Source organism: Haloplanus sp. HW8-1 (assembly GCF_023703795.1).
Taxonomy (GTDB): domain Archaea; phylum Halobacteriota; class Halobacteria; order Halobacteriales; family Haloferacaceae; genus Haloplanus; species Haloplanus pelagicus.
This window is the reverse complement of the sequence record NZ_CP098518.1, coordinates 2,190,352-2,204,153: the sequence shown is the minus strand read 5'-3', so window position 1 is coordinate 2,204,153 and position 13,802 is coordinate 2,190,352. Positions and strand designations below refer to the sequence as shown.

17 protein-coding genes are annotated in these 13,802 nt (G+C 67.5%); 11 read left to right on the top strand and 6 right to left on the bottom strand.

Annotation, left to right across the window (positions count from 1 at the left end; translation table 11 throughout):
* Positions 1 to 67: 67 nt before the first annotated feature.
* Positions 68 to 733, bottom strand: a complete 666-nt coding sequence (locus NBT82_RS11735) for a nitroreductase family protein (RefSeq protein WP_251328302.1) — start codon at positions 731 to 733, stop codon at positions 68 to 70.
* Positions 734 to 814: 81 nt separating this feature from the next.
* Entirely contained in the window at positions 815 to 1,231 is a 417-nt protein-coding gene (locus NBT82_RS11730) for a universal stress protein (RefSeq protein ID WP_251328301.1), read from the bottom strand.
* Between the two features lie 94 nt (positions 1,232 to 1,325).
* Between NBT82_RS11730 and NBT82_RS11725 the strand changes: the two genes are divergently transcribed.
* Together NBT82_RS11725 and NBT82_RS11720 are read left to right on the top strand one after the other, a co-directional pair.
* Positions 1,326 to 1,643 (top strand): cupin domain-containing protein, encoded by a 318-nt coding sequence (locus NBT82_RS11725; RefSeq protein ID WP_251328300.1) that lies wholly within the window; start codon positions 1,326 to 1,328, stop codon positions 1,641 to 1,643.
* Between the two features lie 32 nt (positions 1,644 to 1,675).
* Positions 1,676 to 2,335: an ArsR/SmtB family transcription factor gene (locus NBT82_RS11720; protein ID WP_251328299.1), complete on the top strand. Its 660-nt coding sequence runs from the start codon at positions 1,676 to 1,678 to the stop codon at positions 2,333 to 2,335.
* Positions 2,336 to 2,356: 21 nt separating this feature from the next.
* On the opposite strand, the gene NBT82_RS11715 is transcribed toward NBT82_RS11720, so the two are convergent.
* Entirely contained in the window at positions 2,357 to 2,803 is a 447-nt protein-coding gene (locus NBT82_RS11715; RefSeq protein ID WP_251328298.1) for a hypothetical protein, read from the bottom strand.
* Between the two features lie 80 nt (positions 2,804 to 2,883).
* Between NBT82_RS11715 and gatD the strand changes: the two genes are divergently transcribed.
* The 3 genes from gatD to NBT82_RS11700 are packed head-to-tail and all read left to right on the top strand — an operon-like array spanning position 2,884 to position 6,394.
* The gene (gene gatD, locus NBT82_RS11710) at positions 2,884 to 4,128 is read left to right on the top strand and encodes a Glu-tRNA(Gln) amidotransferase subunit GatD (protein ID WP_251328297.1); all 1,245 of its coding nucleotides are present in this window, start codon (positions 2,884 to 2,886) and stop codon (positions 4,126 to 4,128) included.
* Complete coding sequence (locus tag NBT82_RS11705) at positions 4,119 to 5,021, top strand: GNAT family N-acetyltransferase (protein WP_345780648.1); 903 nt, start codon at positions 4,119 to 4,121, stop codon at positions 5,019 to 5,021. The genes gatD and NBT82_RS11705 overlap by 10 nt, the downstream gene beginning before the upstream one ends.
* A 38-nt stretch (positions 5,022 to 5,059) precedes the next feature.
* The gene (locus NBT82_RS11700) at positions 5,060 to 6,394 is read left to right on the top strand and encodes an NAD(P)/FAD-dependent oxidoreductase (protein WP_251328296.1); all 1,335 of its coding nucleotides are present in this window, start codon (positions 5,060 to 5,062) and stop codon (positions 6,392 to 6,394) included.
* A 54-nt stretch (positions 6,395 to 6,448) separates the two neighbouring features.
* Here NBT82_RS11700 and NBT82_RS11695 read toward each other — a convergent pair whose 3' ends face one another.
* Positions 6,449 to 7,066, bottom strand: a complete 618-nt coding sequence (locus NBT82_RS11695; protein ID WP_251328295.1) for a DUF6149 family protein — start codon at positions 7,064 to 7,066, stop codon at positions 6,449 to 6,451.
* 116 nt (positions 7,067 to 7,182) lie between these two features.
* Between NBT82_RS11695 and NBT82_RS11690 the strand changes: the two genes are divergently transcribed.
* The 6 genes from NBT82_RS11690 to NBT82_RS11665 all read left to right on the top strand — a co-directional run bounded on the left by NBT82_RS11690 (position 7,183) and on the right by NBT82_RS11665 (position 12,439).
* Positions 7,183 to 8,418: an NAD(P)/FAD-dependent oxidoreductase gene (locus NBT82_RS11690; protein WP_251328294.1), complete on the top strand. Its 1,236-nt coding sequence runs from the start codon at positions 7,183 to 7,185 to the stop codon at positions 8,416 to 8,418.
* A 245-nt stretch (positions 8,419 to 8,663) separates the two neighbouring features.
* Positions 8,664 to 9,854, top strand: coding sequence for a Re/Si-specific NAD(P)(+) transhydrogenase subunit alpha (locus NBT82_RS11685; protein WP_251328293.1), 1,191 nt, complete (start codon positions 8,664 to 8,666; stop codon positions 9,852 to 9,854).
* A gap of 12 nt (positions 9,855 to 9,866) precedes the next feature.
* The gene (locus NBT82_RS11680) at positions 9,867 to 10,217 is read left to right on the top strand and encodes an NAD(P) transhydrogenase subunit alpha part 2 (protein ID WP_251328292.1); all 351 of its coding nucleotides are present in this window, start codon (positions 9,867 to 9,869) and stop codon (positions 10,215 to 10,217) included.
* A gap of 3 nt (positions 10,218 to 10,220) precedes the next feature.
* Complete coding sequence (locus NBT82_RS11675) at positions 10,221 to 11,663, top strand: NAD(P)(+) transhydrogenase (Re/Si-specific) subunit beta (protein ID WP_251328291.1); 1,443 nt, start codon at positions 10,221 to 10,223, stop codon at positions 11,661 to 11,663.
* A 107-nt stretch (positions 11,664 to 11,770) separates the two neighbouring features.
* On the top strand, positions 11,771 to 11,983 hold the full coding sequence (locus NBT82_RS11670) for a DUF7979 domain-containing protein (protein WP_251328290.1): 213 nt from the start codon (positions 11,771 to 11,773) through the stop codon (positions 11,981 to 11,983).
* 48 nt (positions 11,984 to 12,031) lie between these two features.
* A complete protein-coding gene (locus NBT82_RS11665; RefSeq protein WP_251328289.1) occupies positions 12,032 to 12,439 on the top strand; it encodes a DUF7124 domain-containing protein in 408 nt (135 codons plus the stop codon).
* 95 nt (positions 12,440 to 12,534) lie between these two features.
* On the opposite strand, the gene NBT82_RS11660 is transcribed toward NBT82_RS11665, so the two are convergent.
* Both NBT82_RS11660 and NBT82_RS11655 read right to left on the bottom strand, forming a co-directional pair.
* Positions 12,535 to 12,684, bottom strand: coding sequence for a hypothetical protein (locus tag NBT82_RS11660; protein ID WP_251328288.1), 150 nt, complete (start codon positions 12,682 to 12,684; stop codon positions 12,535 to 12,537).
* Between the two features lie 55 nt (positions 12,685 to 12,739).
* Positions 12,740 to 13,489 (bottom strand): hypothetical protein, encoded by a 750-nt coding sequence (locus NBT82_RS11655; protein WP_251328287.1) that lies wholly within the window; start codon positions 13,487 to 13,489, stop codon positions 12,740 to 12,742.
* Positions 13,490 to 13,802 lie beyond the last annotated feature (313 nt).

The following is a 13,802-nucleotide window of genomic DNA, read 5'->3' as shown; positions in this document are numbered from 1 at the left end:
GCGAATTAGGACTAATAACAGTTCCGATAATGACCAGACTGCAGCCGAACGGTCCGCGGTGGACCGGTCAGTCGTCCGCGGGAGTGGGCGACTCCCGGGCGACCGGATCGAAGTCGTCGAAGTGGACGAACTCCTCGGTCGGCCGTCGGAACTTCCGCGGGCGTTCGAGGTCGGCGGCCCCGTCCGCGGGATAACCGAGCGTGACGATGACGACGGGTTCGTAGTCGGCGGGCACGTCGAACGCCTCGTGGAGGGCGTCGGCGTCGAATCCGCCCATGGGACAGGACGCGACGTCGCGACCCCAGGCGGCGTACATGCGGGACATGGCGGCGAGGGTACAGCTCTGGACCGTCCAGACGCGGCGCGTCTCCGTATCGGCGTCCGCGAGGCCGTCTACCGTATCGAGACGGACCTCGGCGGCCTCCTCGTCGGGGAGATACCCCTTCTCCAAGAGGTCACGGGTGACGCGTTCGGCGTGATCACCCGGGTCGAGGGTCCCGAGGACGACCACCGCGGCGGCGGCGTCGGTGACGTGTTTCTGGCCGTAGGCGACCGACTGGAGTCGTTCGAGGTCCTCGCCCCGGACGACGAGGAACTCCCAGGGCTGGAGGTTGAACGAGGAGGGGGTGAACCGTACGTCCTCGAAGAGGTCGTACAGCGTCTCGTCGTCGATGTCGGCGTCCGAATACTGGTGAACGGACCGTCTCGTGTGAATGACGTCGTCGAACTCCATCGCTACCCGTAGGGCTGCGACGGGCAAGAATCGGTGGGAGGCGGCCGAACTCTCCGGGTGTGAATCGGTACCGGTGGACGCTCACCGGACGACCGTCACCGGTACCGGCGACCGCCGAACCACGTCCTCGGCGACGCTCCCGAGGAGGATACGGGAGACCCCCTCGCGGCCGTGGCTGCCGACGACGATGTGATCGAACGGTCCGTCGCCCGCCACCTCGACGGCGACACGGGCGGGACTGCCGACCTCGATCCGAGTGTCGATCGGCCGGCCGGCGAGTTCGCGGGCCGCGTCCAACTGCTCTTGGGCGGTGTCGCGAGCGTGCTCGTACCACGCCTCCGAACTACCGGGAAGGGCGCGCTGCGTGAAGCCGGACGTGACCGGGTCGACGACGTAAAGCAGGGTGACGTCGGCGTCGGGCCACTCCGCTAGTACGAACCGCAGTGCCGCCTCCGACTGGGGCGTGCCGTCGAACGGAACGAGGACATGGTCGGTCATACCGGCCCGTACGCGAGGCGAGTACAAAAACGGTGCCCGGGGAGCGAACGTGATCGGGGCGTCGGTTAGGGCGTCGGCGGCCGACGTGCCGTCGATGCCCGAACGCACCACACTCGCGGCGCTGGACGATCACCCCCACGCAGAGGTGTTCGAGACGCGGCGCCCCCGGACCGTGCGACTCGAACTCGACGCTGGCGAGGACATTCCCCGGCACACCCACGCGGGGACGAACGTCGTCTTCCACCTGCTGACCGGTCGACTGAATCTCACCCTCGACGACGAGACGTACGCCCTCGACGCGGGGGAGGTGATCCGCTTCGACGGGAGTCGGGAGGTGTCTCCGGCCGCGGTCAAGGACAGCACGGCGCTGATCGTGTTCGCGCCGGCACCGGAGGCGGACTCCGACACGTAGCCCTTTTCAACTGTCGACGCTTACCTGACGTCATGGACTCGGCGGTACTACTCGATCTCCTCGGCAACGAGAACCGCCGGCGGATCCTGCGACTTCTGGCGCGAAAACCCTGTTATGTCACCGAGATCAGCGAGTATCTGGGCGTGAGTCCGAAGGCCGTGATCGACCACCTCCGGAAACTGGACGAGGCGGGGCTGGTCGAGAGCCACACCGACGACCAGCGACGGAAGTACTTTCACATCTCGCGAAACCTCCGGCTGGAGGTGAGCGTCTCGCCGTACGGATTCGGCGCCAAGAGCGCCTACCCCGCGAGCCCGAGCCTCGATATGAACGGCCGCTGTCGTCACGTCTCGCTCGACACGCCGGACGAAGCCGACGACGACGTCCGGGACCTCGCGGCGGCCTTCGATCGGTTGCAGGCACTCGAGAACGAACTCTCCCTGGCCCAGCGGTGGGTGTACGGCCGGATCACGGAGGTGCTGGAGCGACTCGACGACCACCTCGGTGTCGACGCCGACAGTCGCTTTCACGCCGAGGTGCTGGCGGCCGTGGCGACGGGCGCGACCACGACCGACGAGGTGGACGAGGCGGTCGACGCCCCGAGCGACGCGGTGCGGGGCGCGCTCAACACGCTCGCCGACCGGGGCGTGATCACCCGCCGCGGCGACGAGTGGCGGGTCGCCCGCTCGTAGGGATCGGGGGCAGTCACGCGACTACAGTTCACGGGTCAGTCCCGCCCGGAGGTCGCGCCCGAGATAGTGGCCGAGCAGCGCCGCGAGCAGACCGACGGTCGTGCCGACGCCGGCGATTTGGAGACCGTAGTCCGCGACGATCGGCAGGAAGGCGACGTCGACGGCGGAGAGAACGACGCCGACGCCAGCCGTGAGCGCGCCGGCGAGGCCCGCCTCGACGTATCGGCGACCGGCCACGACGAACGCGAGGACGAACCCGGCGAGCGCGATGCCGAGGAAGCGACCGACGACGCCGACGACGGGGACGCTCCCGCCGACGACGAGGCCGACAACCGAGAGAACGAACACGAGGAGGAAGGGTTTGAGGGCGAAGATCCCACCCAGTCGACGGCGGAGGCCGCCGAGACGCCCGGTCGACTCCGTGCTGTCGTCCTCGCCGGTGGCACGTCGGAATTCGGGACGGCGCATACGACGACTCGGAGGTCGAACGACAAGTGGCTTGCGCCGAGACGAGTGGATTCAAGTCCACCCGGCCGGTACCGCGGAGTATGAACCCAGGGGATCGCGTCCGTGTCGAACGCGGGAGCGTCACGAACGAGGGCGTCCTCATGCCCTCCACGACGGCCGACCACCTCGTCGTGAAACTTCCGGGGGGGTACAACGTCGGCATCGACCGCGCGGACGCCGCCGTCGAGGTGTTGGAACGCGACGTCTACGACGTCGCCGGTTCGGACGACGACGAGAGCGGGTCGACGGTGGCGTTCGACGACGACCTGTCCACCGTCTCGCTCATCTCGACCGGCGGAACCATCGCGTCGACGGTCGACTACCGGACCGGGGCGGTGACGGCCCAGTTCGACGCCGAGGACGTCCTCCGGGCGGTGCCCGACCTCGCGGGGCGAGCGAACTACCGCGGCCGAGTCGTCGCCAACATCCTCTCCGAGAACATGACGCCGTCGGTGTGGCAGGAACTCGCACACGCCGTCCACGAGGAGATCGAAGCGGGTGCGGACGGGGTCGTCGTCATGCACGGCACCGACACGATGCAGTACACCGCGTCCGCGCTGTCGTTCATGCTGGATACGCCGGTCCCCGTCGTCTTCACGGGGAGCCAGCGGTCGGCCGATCGACCCTCCAGCGACAACGTCATGAACGCGGTGTGTGCCGTCGAGGCGGCCACCAGCGACCGCGCGGAGGTGTTGGTCTGCATGCACGGATCGTCGAGCGACGACGCCTGCGCGCTCCACCGCGCCACCCGCGTGCGCAAGAACCACACCTCGCGTCGGGACGCCTTCGAGACGGTCGGGGCGAAGCCGATCGGCCGAGTCGACTACGACACCGAGACCGTCGAGTTCCGGCGTGACGGCCCCGGCCGCGGCGAGACGGAACTCGACCTCTCGCCCGACCTGGAGACGAGCGTCGAACTCGTCAAGTTCACGCCGGGGATGAACCCCGCGGCGCTCGACCACCTCGACGACGCCGCCGGCGTCGTGATCGAGGGGACGGGGCTGGGCCACGTGGCCACCGACTGGATCGACCGGATCGAGGACCTGGTCGAGGCGGGAACGGTCGTCGCCATGACGAGTCAGTGTCTGGAGGGCCGGGTCTGTGACCGAGTGTACGACACCGGCCGCGACCTGCTGGACGCGGGCGTCGTCGAGGCGGGCGATACGCTCCCGGAGACGGCGACGGCGAAACTGATGTGGGTGCTGGCGAACCGCGCGGATCCGGCCGCCGCGATGGGCGAATCGCTCGTCGGCGAACTCCAGCCGCGGTCGGTCCCGTGGACCTGACGATCCGACCGGCGCGGATCGACGACCACGAGGCCGTCGCCGCGTTCACACGCGAGACGTGGCCCGACCGGGAGATGGACGACTACCTACCCGGCACGTTCCGGGAGTGGGCGGCGAGCGACGACGACGCCCGACGAACGCTCGTCGCCGACGACGGCGGGCGGGCGGTGGGCGTAATCCAGGGCGTCGAACTCTCGAACTGGGAGTCGTGGGTACAAGGGTTACGCGTCCACCCCGACTACCGGGACCGGGGGCTGGCCCGCCGGCTCACCGACGACGTCCTGACATGGGCGCGGTCCCGCGGCGCGACGGTCTGTCGCAACCTCGTCTTCTCGTGGAACGTCGCCAGTCTCGGCCTCGCTCGCGACCGGGGGTTCGAGCCGGCCACGGAGTTCCGATGGGCGACCGTCGAGGCGGACGCGGACGCCGATCCGGTGCTGTCCGTGACCGCCGACCCGGACGCAGGATGGGCATTCTGGACCGACTGCGACGCGCGCAAGCATCTGCGCGGACTCGCCATTCACCCCTCGCGGGCGTGGACGCTGTCGGAACTCCGGCCGGCCGACCTGGCGCGGGCAGCCGAGGCCGACGGCCTGTTCGTCGTCGGGGAGAGGGGCACGCGGGGACTGGGGCTCCGGAACCGTGCCTTCGAGGCTGACGGCGACCGCTGGACGGAGCACGCCGTCGGGGCGTGGGCGGACCTCGACGCGGCGCGGGCGCTGATCGACGCCGCGGCACGGGACGCCGCCCGCCTCGACGCCGACCGGGCGCGACTGTTGATCCCGGAGACGGCCCGCTTTGTCACCGACGCCGCAGCGGCGCGGGCGGACGTGAGCGGCGACCCCGATTTCGTGCTCGCGACGGACCTGACCGATCCGGATATCGGTACCTGATCCGCAACTCCCTTACCCTCGCCCGACACAGAGTCGGTATGATCCACGTCGTCGGCGGCGGCATCGCCGGACTGGCCGCCGCGTACCGTCTCCAGCAGCGCGGCCACGACGTGACGGTGCTGGAGGCGAGCGACGACCTCGGCGGGCTGGCGGCCACGTACTCGACCGCCGGCGACGACGTCGAGCAGTTCTACCACCATCTCTCGAAATCGGAGGAGACCATCGTCGAGTTGGCCGAGGAACTCGGCCTCGGCGACCGGGTGGAGTGGCTGGTTGGCAAGAACGCCTACTACGTCGACGGGGTCGTCCACCCCCTCGACACCCTGCCACAGATCGCTGCGTATCCGCATCTGAGCCTCTACGACACGTTTCGGCTGGGGATGCTGACCCTCGAAGTCGACGTGCGCGGCGGGCGCCCCCGGTTCGACACGTACGACGACCTCGAAGCCTTCGAGGAGGTGCCGATCAAGGAGTTCCTCCTCGAACACACGACGCGCGGCGTCTACGAGAACTTCTTCGAGCCCTTGCTCGACGCCAAGTTCGGCGACCGGAAGGAGGACGTGAGCGCCGCGTGGCTGCTGGGGCGGATCAAGTTCCGCGGGGAGCGCGACCTGCGTCGGGGGGAGATCCTCGGCTACTTCGAGGGCGGCTTCGCCGTCCTGATCGACGCGCTCGTCGACGCGGTGGGACGGGAACGGATCGAGACCGGCGCGCGTGCGATCGACCTGGGGACGGCGGACGGGGGCGTCGAGTCGCTCACCGTCGAGACCGACGCGGGCGTCGAGACCCGTGGGACCGACGGCGTCGTCGTCGCGACGATGCCGAACGTCCTCGAATCGCTGACGGGCTACGCCTGTGACATCGACTTCCAGGGGGCCGTCTGTGCCGTGGTGACGATGGACGAACCGCTCACGGAGACGTACTGGCTCAACGTCGCTCACGACGCCCCCTTCGGGGCGCTGATCGAGCATACGAACTTCGTCCCCCCGGAGCGGTACGGCGGCGACCACCTGTGCTACGTCGCGAGTTACGTCCAGTCCCGTGAGGAGGACGTCTGGCGGATGGACGACGGAGAACTGAAGGCGACGTGGCTGGATCACGTCGGGGAGATGTTCCCCGCGTTCGACCGGTCGGCCGTCAGCGAGTTCCGGGTGGCGCGGAACCCCCGGGCTGCGCCGGTGTACGAGCGGGGGTATCTCGACATGGTGGTGCCGTACGACCTCGGCGCGGACGTCGCCGAGGGCGTGTACTACGCGGGGATGGCGAGTCGGGCGCAGTATCCCGAGCGGAGTCTGAACGGCGGTGTCGTCGCGGGGTTCGAGTGTGCGGATCGACTCGTCGACGCGGCCGGACGCGAGGATAGTAGCGATTGAACGTCGGTACACGGCTGAACGCGGTGCGTCGTCCCACCGGCCGTGCAACCAGTGTCAGTCGCTACGAGAGACCTCGCCTTCCCGGTCCTGTACGTCGTCGGGGGTGACACCCGGTGCCTCGGTCAGGTCCACGTCCGACGGCTCCTCGACCCCACCCGTGACGACCTCTTCACCGGTGTCGACGTACACGTCGTCCGCGAACCCGCCCTCGGCGTGGGGATGCTCCGGATCGTCCAGTTTCTCCGGCGTCGAGGGCGCGGCGGCCACGCCGCCAGTCGGACGATACTCGCCGAGTGGGTCGTCGATCGTGATTCCGTGTCGCTCGAAGAAGTCCGCGTACCGCTCGTAGTGGGCCTCCACCTCGTCGGTGGGGAACTCCATCATCTCCACCCACCCGTGGTTGTAGAAGTCGAAGTTCGCCTGGATGTGGGTGATTTCGCGAGCCTTCGCCTCGGTGAACCCCTCCTGTAACGCCTCGAGATACGTGTCCATCGTCGTGTCGAAGAAGTCGTCGAGGTGGTCGCGACGCTCCTCCCTCGAGCCCTCGTCGGCTTTCTCGAGGAAGACCCGGGTGTGGAGATCGACCAGTTTGCCGTTGACCAGCGACCCGACTACGGGGAGCGTGAGCGCCTTTCGGGACGCGAAATGCCTGACGTTCTGACTGATCTTCATCGTCGCAGGTTGGGATCGTTCGGTCTTCAAGCCAACGGTCGGTGTCCCACGCTCGGGGTCGAGGCGAATTTCGCGGATAGCAATCGACATTAACCCGTATCCCCAAACGTCGGGGTATGAGCCAGTCGTATGTGATCATCGGTGACGGAATCGCGGGGAGTTCGGCCGCCGAGACGCTTCGCGACGAAGCGCCGGACGCCGACATCACCGTCATCACCGATGAGGGGGAGGCCCTCTACAACCGGATTCTCATCAAGGAGTTCGCCAAGGGCAAACTCCCCGAGATGCCCATCTCGATCCACGAGCCCTCGTGGTACGCGGAGCGTGACATCGACCTCCGCCTAGACACGCTGGTCACGAACGTCGATCCCGACGGCCACTGTCTGCGGACACACGAGGACGAGGTCATCGAGTACGACAAACTCCTCGTCGCCACGGGCGGGACACCGGCCCAGTTGCCTGTCGAGAACAGCGACGCCGACGGCATCCATCACTTCTGGACGTTCCAAGACGCGCGGGCGATCCGTGACCACGCCGAGGCGGCCGACACCGGTATCATCGTCGGTGCGGGGCTACTGGGAATCGACCTCGCGGCCATCTGCGGCGAACAGGACGTCGAAGCCCACTACCTCATGCGTGGCGACTGTTGGTGGCGCTACGCGCTCTCGGGAGAAGGGGCGGAGATCCTCCACGAGGCCATGCGGGAACGCGGGGTCGAACCCGTCTTCGGGAGTGGGGTGGACCACTTCGAGACAGACGACGGCCACGTCACGGCGGCGGTCGACCCCAACGGCGACCGCTACGAGGGCGACTTCGTGAGCATCGCCATCGGTCTGAACTTCAACACCGAGATCCTCCAGGGGACGGGCGTGGAGTGTGACGACGGCATCCTCGTCGACGAGTACATGCGGACGACCGTCGACGACGTCTACGCCGCGGGCGACATCACCCGCTATCACGACACCATCCTCGGGGAACGCGCCCAGAACGGGTCGTGGGACAGCGCCAAATCCCAGGGAACCGTCGCCGCGAAAAACATGATCGAGCCCGGGTCCGAGCCCTTTCGATTCGTCTCCTCGTACTCGATCACCCACTTCGATTTCCCCTTCCTCTCTTTCGGTCACCCGACCATCGGGGACGACGAGTGTGAACGCAAGTACGCCGACACGGAGTGGCGGCGGCTAGCGTTCAAGGACGGCAAGATCGTCGGTGGCGTCCTGATCGGCGACCTCTCGCCACAGAGCGCTTACAAGCGCCTGATGAAAGAAGAGCGGGTCGTCGCGGACCAGAAGGAGGCTCTCCTGCAGAAATCGGTCGACCTCGACGACCTCGCCCCGACACAGGAACAGTAGTCCGACCGGACCGACCCCGTACCCGTTCGTTCTCCGTCTCCCGTCACACGCCCTCCCGCTGGCCTGCCAGGGCCCCGAACCGTCCCGAGAATTTATGTGAACAGTCCGAAATCCGTACGTAGTGTGGCAACAGAACCCACGAATCGTGTAACCATGCGACGAACGAATCGGGAGCAGGACGGCACCGCGGGGGCGAGGGGACGTCGCCCCGGCGGTTCGACCGTCACGGATCGGGGAATCGTGTCATGATCGTCGGCGTGCCGACTGAGACGGCGCCGGAGGAGCGGCGGGTCGCGCTCACACCGCCGGTGGCGGAGCAACTGATCGAGGGCGGGCTGGACGTCTGTGTCGCCAGCGGTGCGGGGACCGGATCGGACTGGACGGACGAGGCGTACCGGGCGGTGGGCTGTGAGGTGGTCGACGAGCGGACGGCGGTGTTCGAACGTGCGGACGTGATCTGTCAGGTTCGTGGTCTCGGGGCGAACGCGGACGCGCCGATGGATCCGTACCGGGAGGGACAGGTCGTGGTCGGGACGCTCGGCCCCTACGACCTCGACGCGTGGGACGAACTCGCCGAGCGGCGGGTCAGCGCCTTCGCGCTGGAACTGATGCCCCGGATCAGCCGCGCCCAGAGTATGGACGTCCTGTCCTCGATGGCGAGCATCGGCGGCTACAAGGCGGTGCTGGTGGCGGCCGAACGGCTCCCACAGCTGTTCCCACTGGAGATGACGGCCGCGGGGACGGTCCGTCCGGCGGACGTGTTCGTCATCGGGGCGGGGGTCGCGGGGCTGAAAGCCGTCGCGACGGCCGAGCGACTCGGCGCCTCGGTGAAGGCCTACGACATCCGGCTGGAGGTGAAACAGGAAGTCGAGAGCCTCGGCGCGGACTTCGTCGAACTCGACCTCGAAACCGAGGGGTCGGGCGACGACGAGGGGTACGCCATCGAGATGGGCGAGGAGTTCTACCGCCAGCAGCGCAAGGAACTGGGGCGAGTCGTCCCGGAGTCGGACGTGGTGATCACCACCGCGGCCATTCCGGGGGCACCCGCACCCGAACTCGTGACGACGGAGATGATCGAGGAGATGGCGGCGGGATCGGTCGTCGTCGACCTCTCGGCCTCGACGGGCGGGAACTGCGAGCCGACGGTGGCCGACGAGACGGTCGAAATCGACGGAGTGACCGTTCTCGGCCCGACGAACCTCCCGTCGACCGTCTCGCACACCGCAAGCCAACTGTTCGCCAACAACCTGCACAACTTCTTGGACCTGCTCGTCGAGGACGGCGAACTCGACGTCGACCTCGACGACGAGGTGATCGCTTCGACGCTACTCACACACGATGGAGAGATACGACGACCGCACGAGGACGACGGGGCGGACGGCACGGACGAAGACGAGTCGGCCGACGAGTCGCTGGAGGACGAAGCCGATGCGTGAACGGAGGACACCATGACGGGTATCGACTCGACGGCGTTCGTCCTCGCCGTGGGCGCCGCAGCGTTCGTCCGGAACCTGACGCTGTTCGTCCTGGCGGCGTTCGTGGGCTACGAGATCATCACGAAGATCCCGACCAACCTCCATACGCCGCTGATGTCGGGAGCCAACGCCATCTCGGGGATCACGCTCATCGGGTCGGTCGTCGTCGCGGGGTCGGCTGGGATGGCGACTCAATCGTCGACGCTCGCGACGATACTCGGCTTCGTCGCCGTCGTCATGGCGACGGTCAACGTCGTCGGGGGCTATCTCGTGACCAACAGCATGCTCGACCAGTTCCGAAGCAGCGACGGGGGGCGCGACTGACCCATGGTAGCCATCCTTGGCGGCCTCTCGGAGTCGGTGCTCGCGTTCGTCTACCTCGTCGCGGGCGTGCTGTTCATCCAGGGCCTGCGCGACATGACCCACCCGCGGACGGCACCGCGGGGCAACCTCATCTCGGCGAGCGGAATGGCGCTCGCGGTAGGAGTGACGGTGCTCGTGACCGACATCCTCTCGCCGGTCGTGTTGTTCGCGGGGCTGATCGTCGGCGCCGGCGTCGGCGTCTGGCTGGCGACGACGGTCGAGACGACGGAGATGCCCCAGCTCGTTGGGCTGTTCAACGGGTTCGGCGGCGGCGCCTCGGCACTCGTGGCCGGCGCGGAGCTGATCGGGATGTTCGGCGAGGGAACCTTCGCCGTCGGCGTGACGGCGACGGCCGCCCTCGCGGGCATCATCGGCTCGGTCACCTTCTGGGGGAGCGTGGTGGCCGCCGGCAAACTCCACGGCGTGATCGACGACTCGGCGGTCCGATACGATGGCGAACAGATCGTCAAGGCAGTCTTCCTGGTGGTGGCGGTCCTCGCCGGCCTCCATCTGATCGCTCGGCCGGACCTGCTCGGCTCGGTCCCGCTGGCCGGGTGGGTCCCCTCGTACTGGGTGTTGGTCGTCGCCGCCTCGGTCCTCGGGGTGTTGCTGGTGATCCCCATCGGCGGCGCGGACATGCCGGTCGTCATCGCCCTGCTCAACTCCTACTCCGGGCTCGCAGCGGCCACGACCGGGTTCGTCCTCGACAACTCCGTGTTGATCATCGCGGGGACGCTCGTCGGCGCCTCCGGACTGATCCTCACGGTCATCATGTGTGAGTCGATGAACCGCTCGCTGACGAACGTCTTCTTCGGCGGCATCGGCGAAGAGAGCGAGAGCGACGACGAGATGGAGGACATCTACGAGGGCAACATCACCACCACCTCGCCGGAGGAGGTGGAGATGATCCTCGACGTGGCCGACCGCGTCGTGATCGTGCCCGGATACGGCATGGCGGTCGCCCAAGCCCAACACGCCGTCGCGGAACTCGCCGAGCTGCTCGAGGCGAACGACGTCGACGTGGAGTTCGGCATCCACCCGGTCGCCGGCCGGATGCCCGGCCACATGAACGTCCTCCTCGCGGAGGCGGACGTGCCCTACGAGAAACTGCGGGACTTAGAGGAGATCAATCCGACCTTCTCCCAGACGGACGTGGTCCTCGTCACCGGCGCCAACGACGTCGTGAACCCGTCGGCCAACGAGGCCGACTCGGGCCCACTCGCAGGGATGCCCGTCCTCAACGTCGGCGAAGCGCGGACGGTCATCGTCAACAAGCGGAGCCTCAGTCCCGGCTTCTCGGGCGTTCCCAACCCGCTGTTCGCACAGGACAACACGAACATGCTGTTCGGCGACGGCAAGGAGATGATGCAGGAACTGGTGAACGTCTACAAGGAGAGCCACGAGTGACGGTCGCGTGAGGACGGCCCCGGCGGTGACCCTCACCGCGGCAAACGACCGGCCTGCGCCGTTACGCCGACGAAACCTTTATCATCGTTAATGTCGAGTGTTGTCACATGGCACACGCCGTCGATTCCGAGTACGACGTGAACCGAACCGACTCCGTCCCGGAGAGTGCGAGGGTTCGTCACTTCGACGAACTCGACGACTCGGTTCAGGACTATCTCGTTCACGTCACCGAGGGGAAATCACCGCAGGACCCGAACAACCTCTCGGGGTTGAGCGAGGGCGACGTCGTCGTGTTCACCGACTACTACCACATCCAGTAGCGGAGAGCGGACCGAAGCCGTTTTGCCCGGTGCCGCGATAACTCGCCCATGGACAGCGGCGGGACGATGACCCTCGCGTTCGAACTGGAGGCGCTCAAGGCACTCGCCGATCCGAACGCAGTCTTCGACGACGCCCGGCAGTGGACCGAGTACGTGGGCGTCCTCAGCGACCAGCCGACGTACGTCGTCACCAACTTCACGCGCAAGCGTCGCATCCGACAGGACTTCTTTTCGGGACCGCGGGGCGTCCGCGAGAGCCTCGAGAACGTGGCCGATCAGTTCGACACCGACCGCCACGTCTTCGTCGGCACGACCGACGGGGACCGTGCCGTCGCCGAGGAGATGGGCTGGGAGTACCTCTCCGTCGAGGAGGCCGCGGAGTTCGCCGAGTGGGACCTCGGCGAGAAGCCGGAAGAGGACCCCTTCGAGGGGGAGACGCGAGACGACTGGCCGTAGGCGGACGGGGCGCTATCGGACCACCGGTCACCGAGACAGGTCACGTGCCGGAGCAACGACCGAAGGGGTGGAGCGGGGGCTCCCGGGCCGACGGCTCACGCCTCCGAACCCTGTTCCGTGCGCCCGAGATACGCATAACAGTTCGGACACTGGATGGGCCGCGCGCCGTGTCGGTCGGGGTCACCCAGGAATCGGGTCCGCGAGTACCCCCGGCCACACTCCGCACAGGTCACGATGATGACCACACACGGCCCAGTCGCCGCGGTCCCTTGGAGGTGTCCATTTTCGACGCGGGTGTAGTCACGATTCGTCGTCGGTGTCCGAAGTCGGGCGTACGAGATTCGCGAGCGTTACGAGGAGTCCGAGCCCCCATCCGACGGGGACTGCGAGCGCTCCCCACATGCCGACGTACGCGATGCCGACGAGTTCGAACCGCTGGCGAAGCAGAGTGTTTACCCCGCGGTAGGTGAGGACGGTATCGAGAATCCACACCGCTAGCGTCTCGCTCCGGGGGAAGACCGCCGCGGCGAGCGACGGCGAGTAGAGCGCGGCCACCACCGGCGGCAGGAAGACGGCGACCACCGCAAACGGGTAGGCGACCACCACGGTCGTCAGCCGGCCCCCGAGCCGCCGAAAAAGGAGCGCGAGGACCGTCGAAACCACGGCTACGGTGCCGGCAGCGGCGACGGCGAGAAAGCCGTCGGCCGAGAACCTGACGCGGGCGAGAGCCGTCAGCAACCCCCAGACAACGACCGCGAGGAGGACGGTACCGACGGCACCCAACCGCGTCGTCGTCCGGTCGATCCGCCTGACGTGAAACCGGACCAGCAGGCCCAGTACCGCGAGCGGGTAGCCGACGAACAATCCGACACCCCCGAGAAGCGCCCAGATCCGATACGTCGCGCGCTCCCGCGTAGTCGTCGGCGTCCACCGATCGACGACCGGATGCGAGTCACGAAGCCGTGGGAAGGCAAGAGCCATCCAGAGGCCGTGCAGGCGCCTGAGGTCGTAGGTGACGTCGGCGACGACACTGGTCAGTACCGTGCCCATCGTCATCTCGGTTCTGCCCGCCCGAGTTAATCGTTCGGGGTTCGCATCGGACGGACCGACGGGGGGAGAACGCGACGGTTCGTGGGTCCTCGGCCCGTCGTCGGGAGTCGAAAACGGTCGCGAAAGCGAGTCGGCCTACGTGGTTGCTGGCTGGTCGTCGGCTGGCATGTCGTGGGTAGGGAGGGGTCGAGAGACTGTGCCATCACCTCGCAGTATCGTGGTATGACACATCATAACAAGAATTTTGTGGCCGTCGAGCGCCGGCCACGGCGGCCGTCTCCCGTTCGGGACACCGATCCTCCGTCGAAAGTGA

What these genes read in the sequence shown, in the direction of transcription:
- NBT82_RS11735 (WP_251328302.1), bottom strand. Translation starts at nt 733, where the DNA reads ATGGAGTTCGACGACGTCATTCACACGAGACGGTCCGTTCACCAGTAT.
- NBT82_RS11730 (WP_251328301.1), bottom strand. Translation starts at nt 1,231, where the DNA reads ATGACCGACCATGTCCTCGTTCCGTTCGACGGCACGCCCCAGTCGGAG.
- NBT82_RS11725 (WP_251328300.1), top strand. Translation starts at nt 1,326, where the DNA reads ATGCCCGAACGCACCACACTCGCGGCGCTGGACGATCACCCCCACGCA.
- NBT82_RS11720 (WP_251328299.1), top strand. Translation starts at nt 1,676, where the DNA reads ATGGACTCGGCGGTACTACTCGATCTCCTCGGCAACGAGAACCGCCGG.
- NBT82_RS11715 (WP_251328298.1), bottom strand. Translation starts at nt 2,803, where the DNA reads ATGCGCCGTCCCGAATTCCGACGTGCCACCGGCGAGGACGACAGCACG.
- gatD (WP_251328297.1), top strand. Translation starts at nt 2,884, where the DNA reads ATGAACCCAGGGGATCGCGTCCGTGTCGAACGCGGGAGCGTCACGAAC.
- NBT82_RS11700 (WP_251328296.1), top strand. Translation starts at nt 5,060, where the DNA reads ATGATCCACGTCGTCGGCGGCGGCATCGCCGGACTGGCCGCCGCGTAC.
- NBT82_RS11695 (WP_251328295.1), bottom strand. Translation starts at nt 7,066, where the DNA reads ATGAAGATCAGTCAGAACGTCAGGCATTTCGCGTCCCGAAAGGCGCTC.
- NBT82_RS11690 (WP_251328294.1), top strand. Translation starts at nt 7,183, where the DNA reads ATGAGCCAGTCGTATGTGATCATCGGTGACGGAATCGCGGGGAGTTCG.
- NBT82_RS11685 (WP_251328293.1), top strand. Translation starts at nt 8,664, where the DNA reads ATGATCGTCGGCGTGCCGACTGAGACGGCGCCGGAGGAGCGGCGGGTC.
- NBT82_RS11680 (WP_251328292.1), top strand. Translation starts at nt 9,867, where the DNA reads ATGACGGGTATCGACTCGACGGCGTTCGTCCTCGCCGTGGGCGCCGCA.
- NBT82_RS11675 (WP_251328291.1), top strand. Translation starts at nt 10,221, where the DNA reads ATGGTAGCCATCCTTGGCGGCCTCTCGGAGTCGGTGCTCGCGTTCGTC.
- NBT82_RS11670 (WP_251328290.1), top strand. Translation starts at nt 11,771, where the DNA reads ATGGCACACGCCGTCGATTCCGAGTACGACGTGAACCGAACCGACTCC.
- NBT82_RS11665 (WP_251328289.1), top strand. Translation starts at nt 12,032, where the DNA reads ATGGACAGCGGCGGGACGATGACCCTCGCGTTCGAACTGGAGGCGCTC.
- NBT82_RS11655 (WP_251328287.1), bottom strand. Translation starts at nt 13,489, where the DNA reads ATGGGCACGGTACTGACCAGTGTCGTCGCCGACGTCACCTACGACCTC.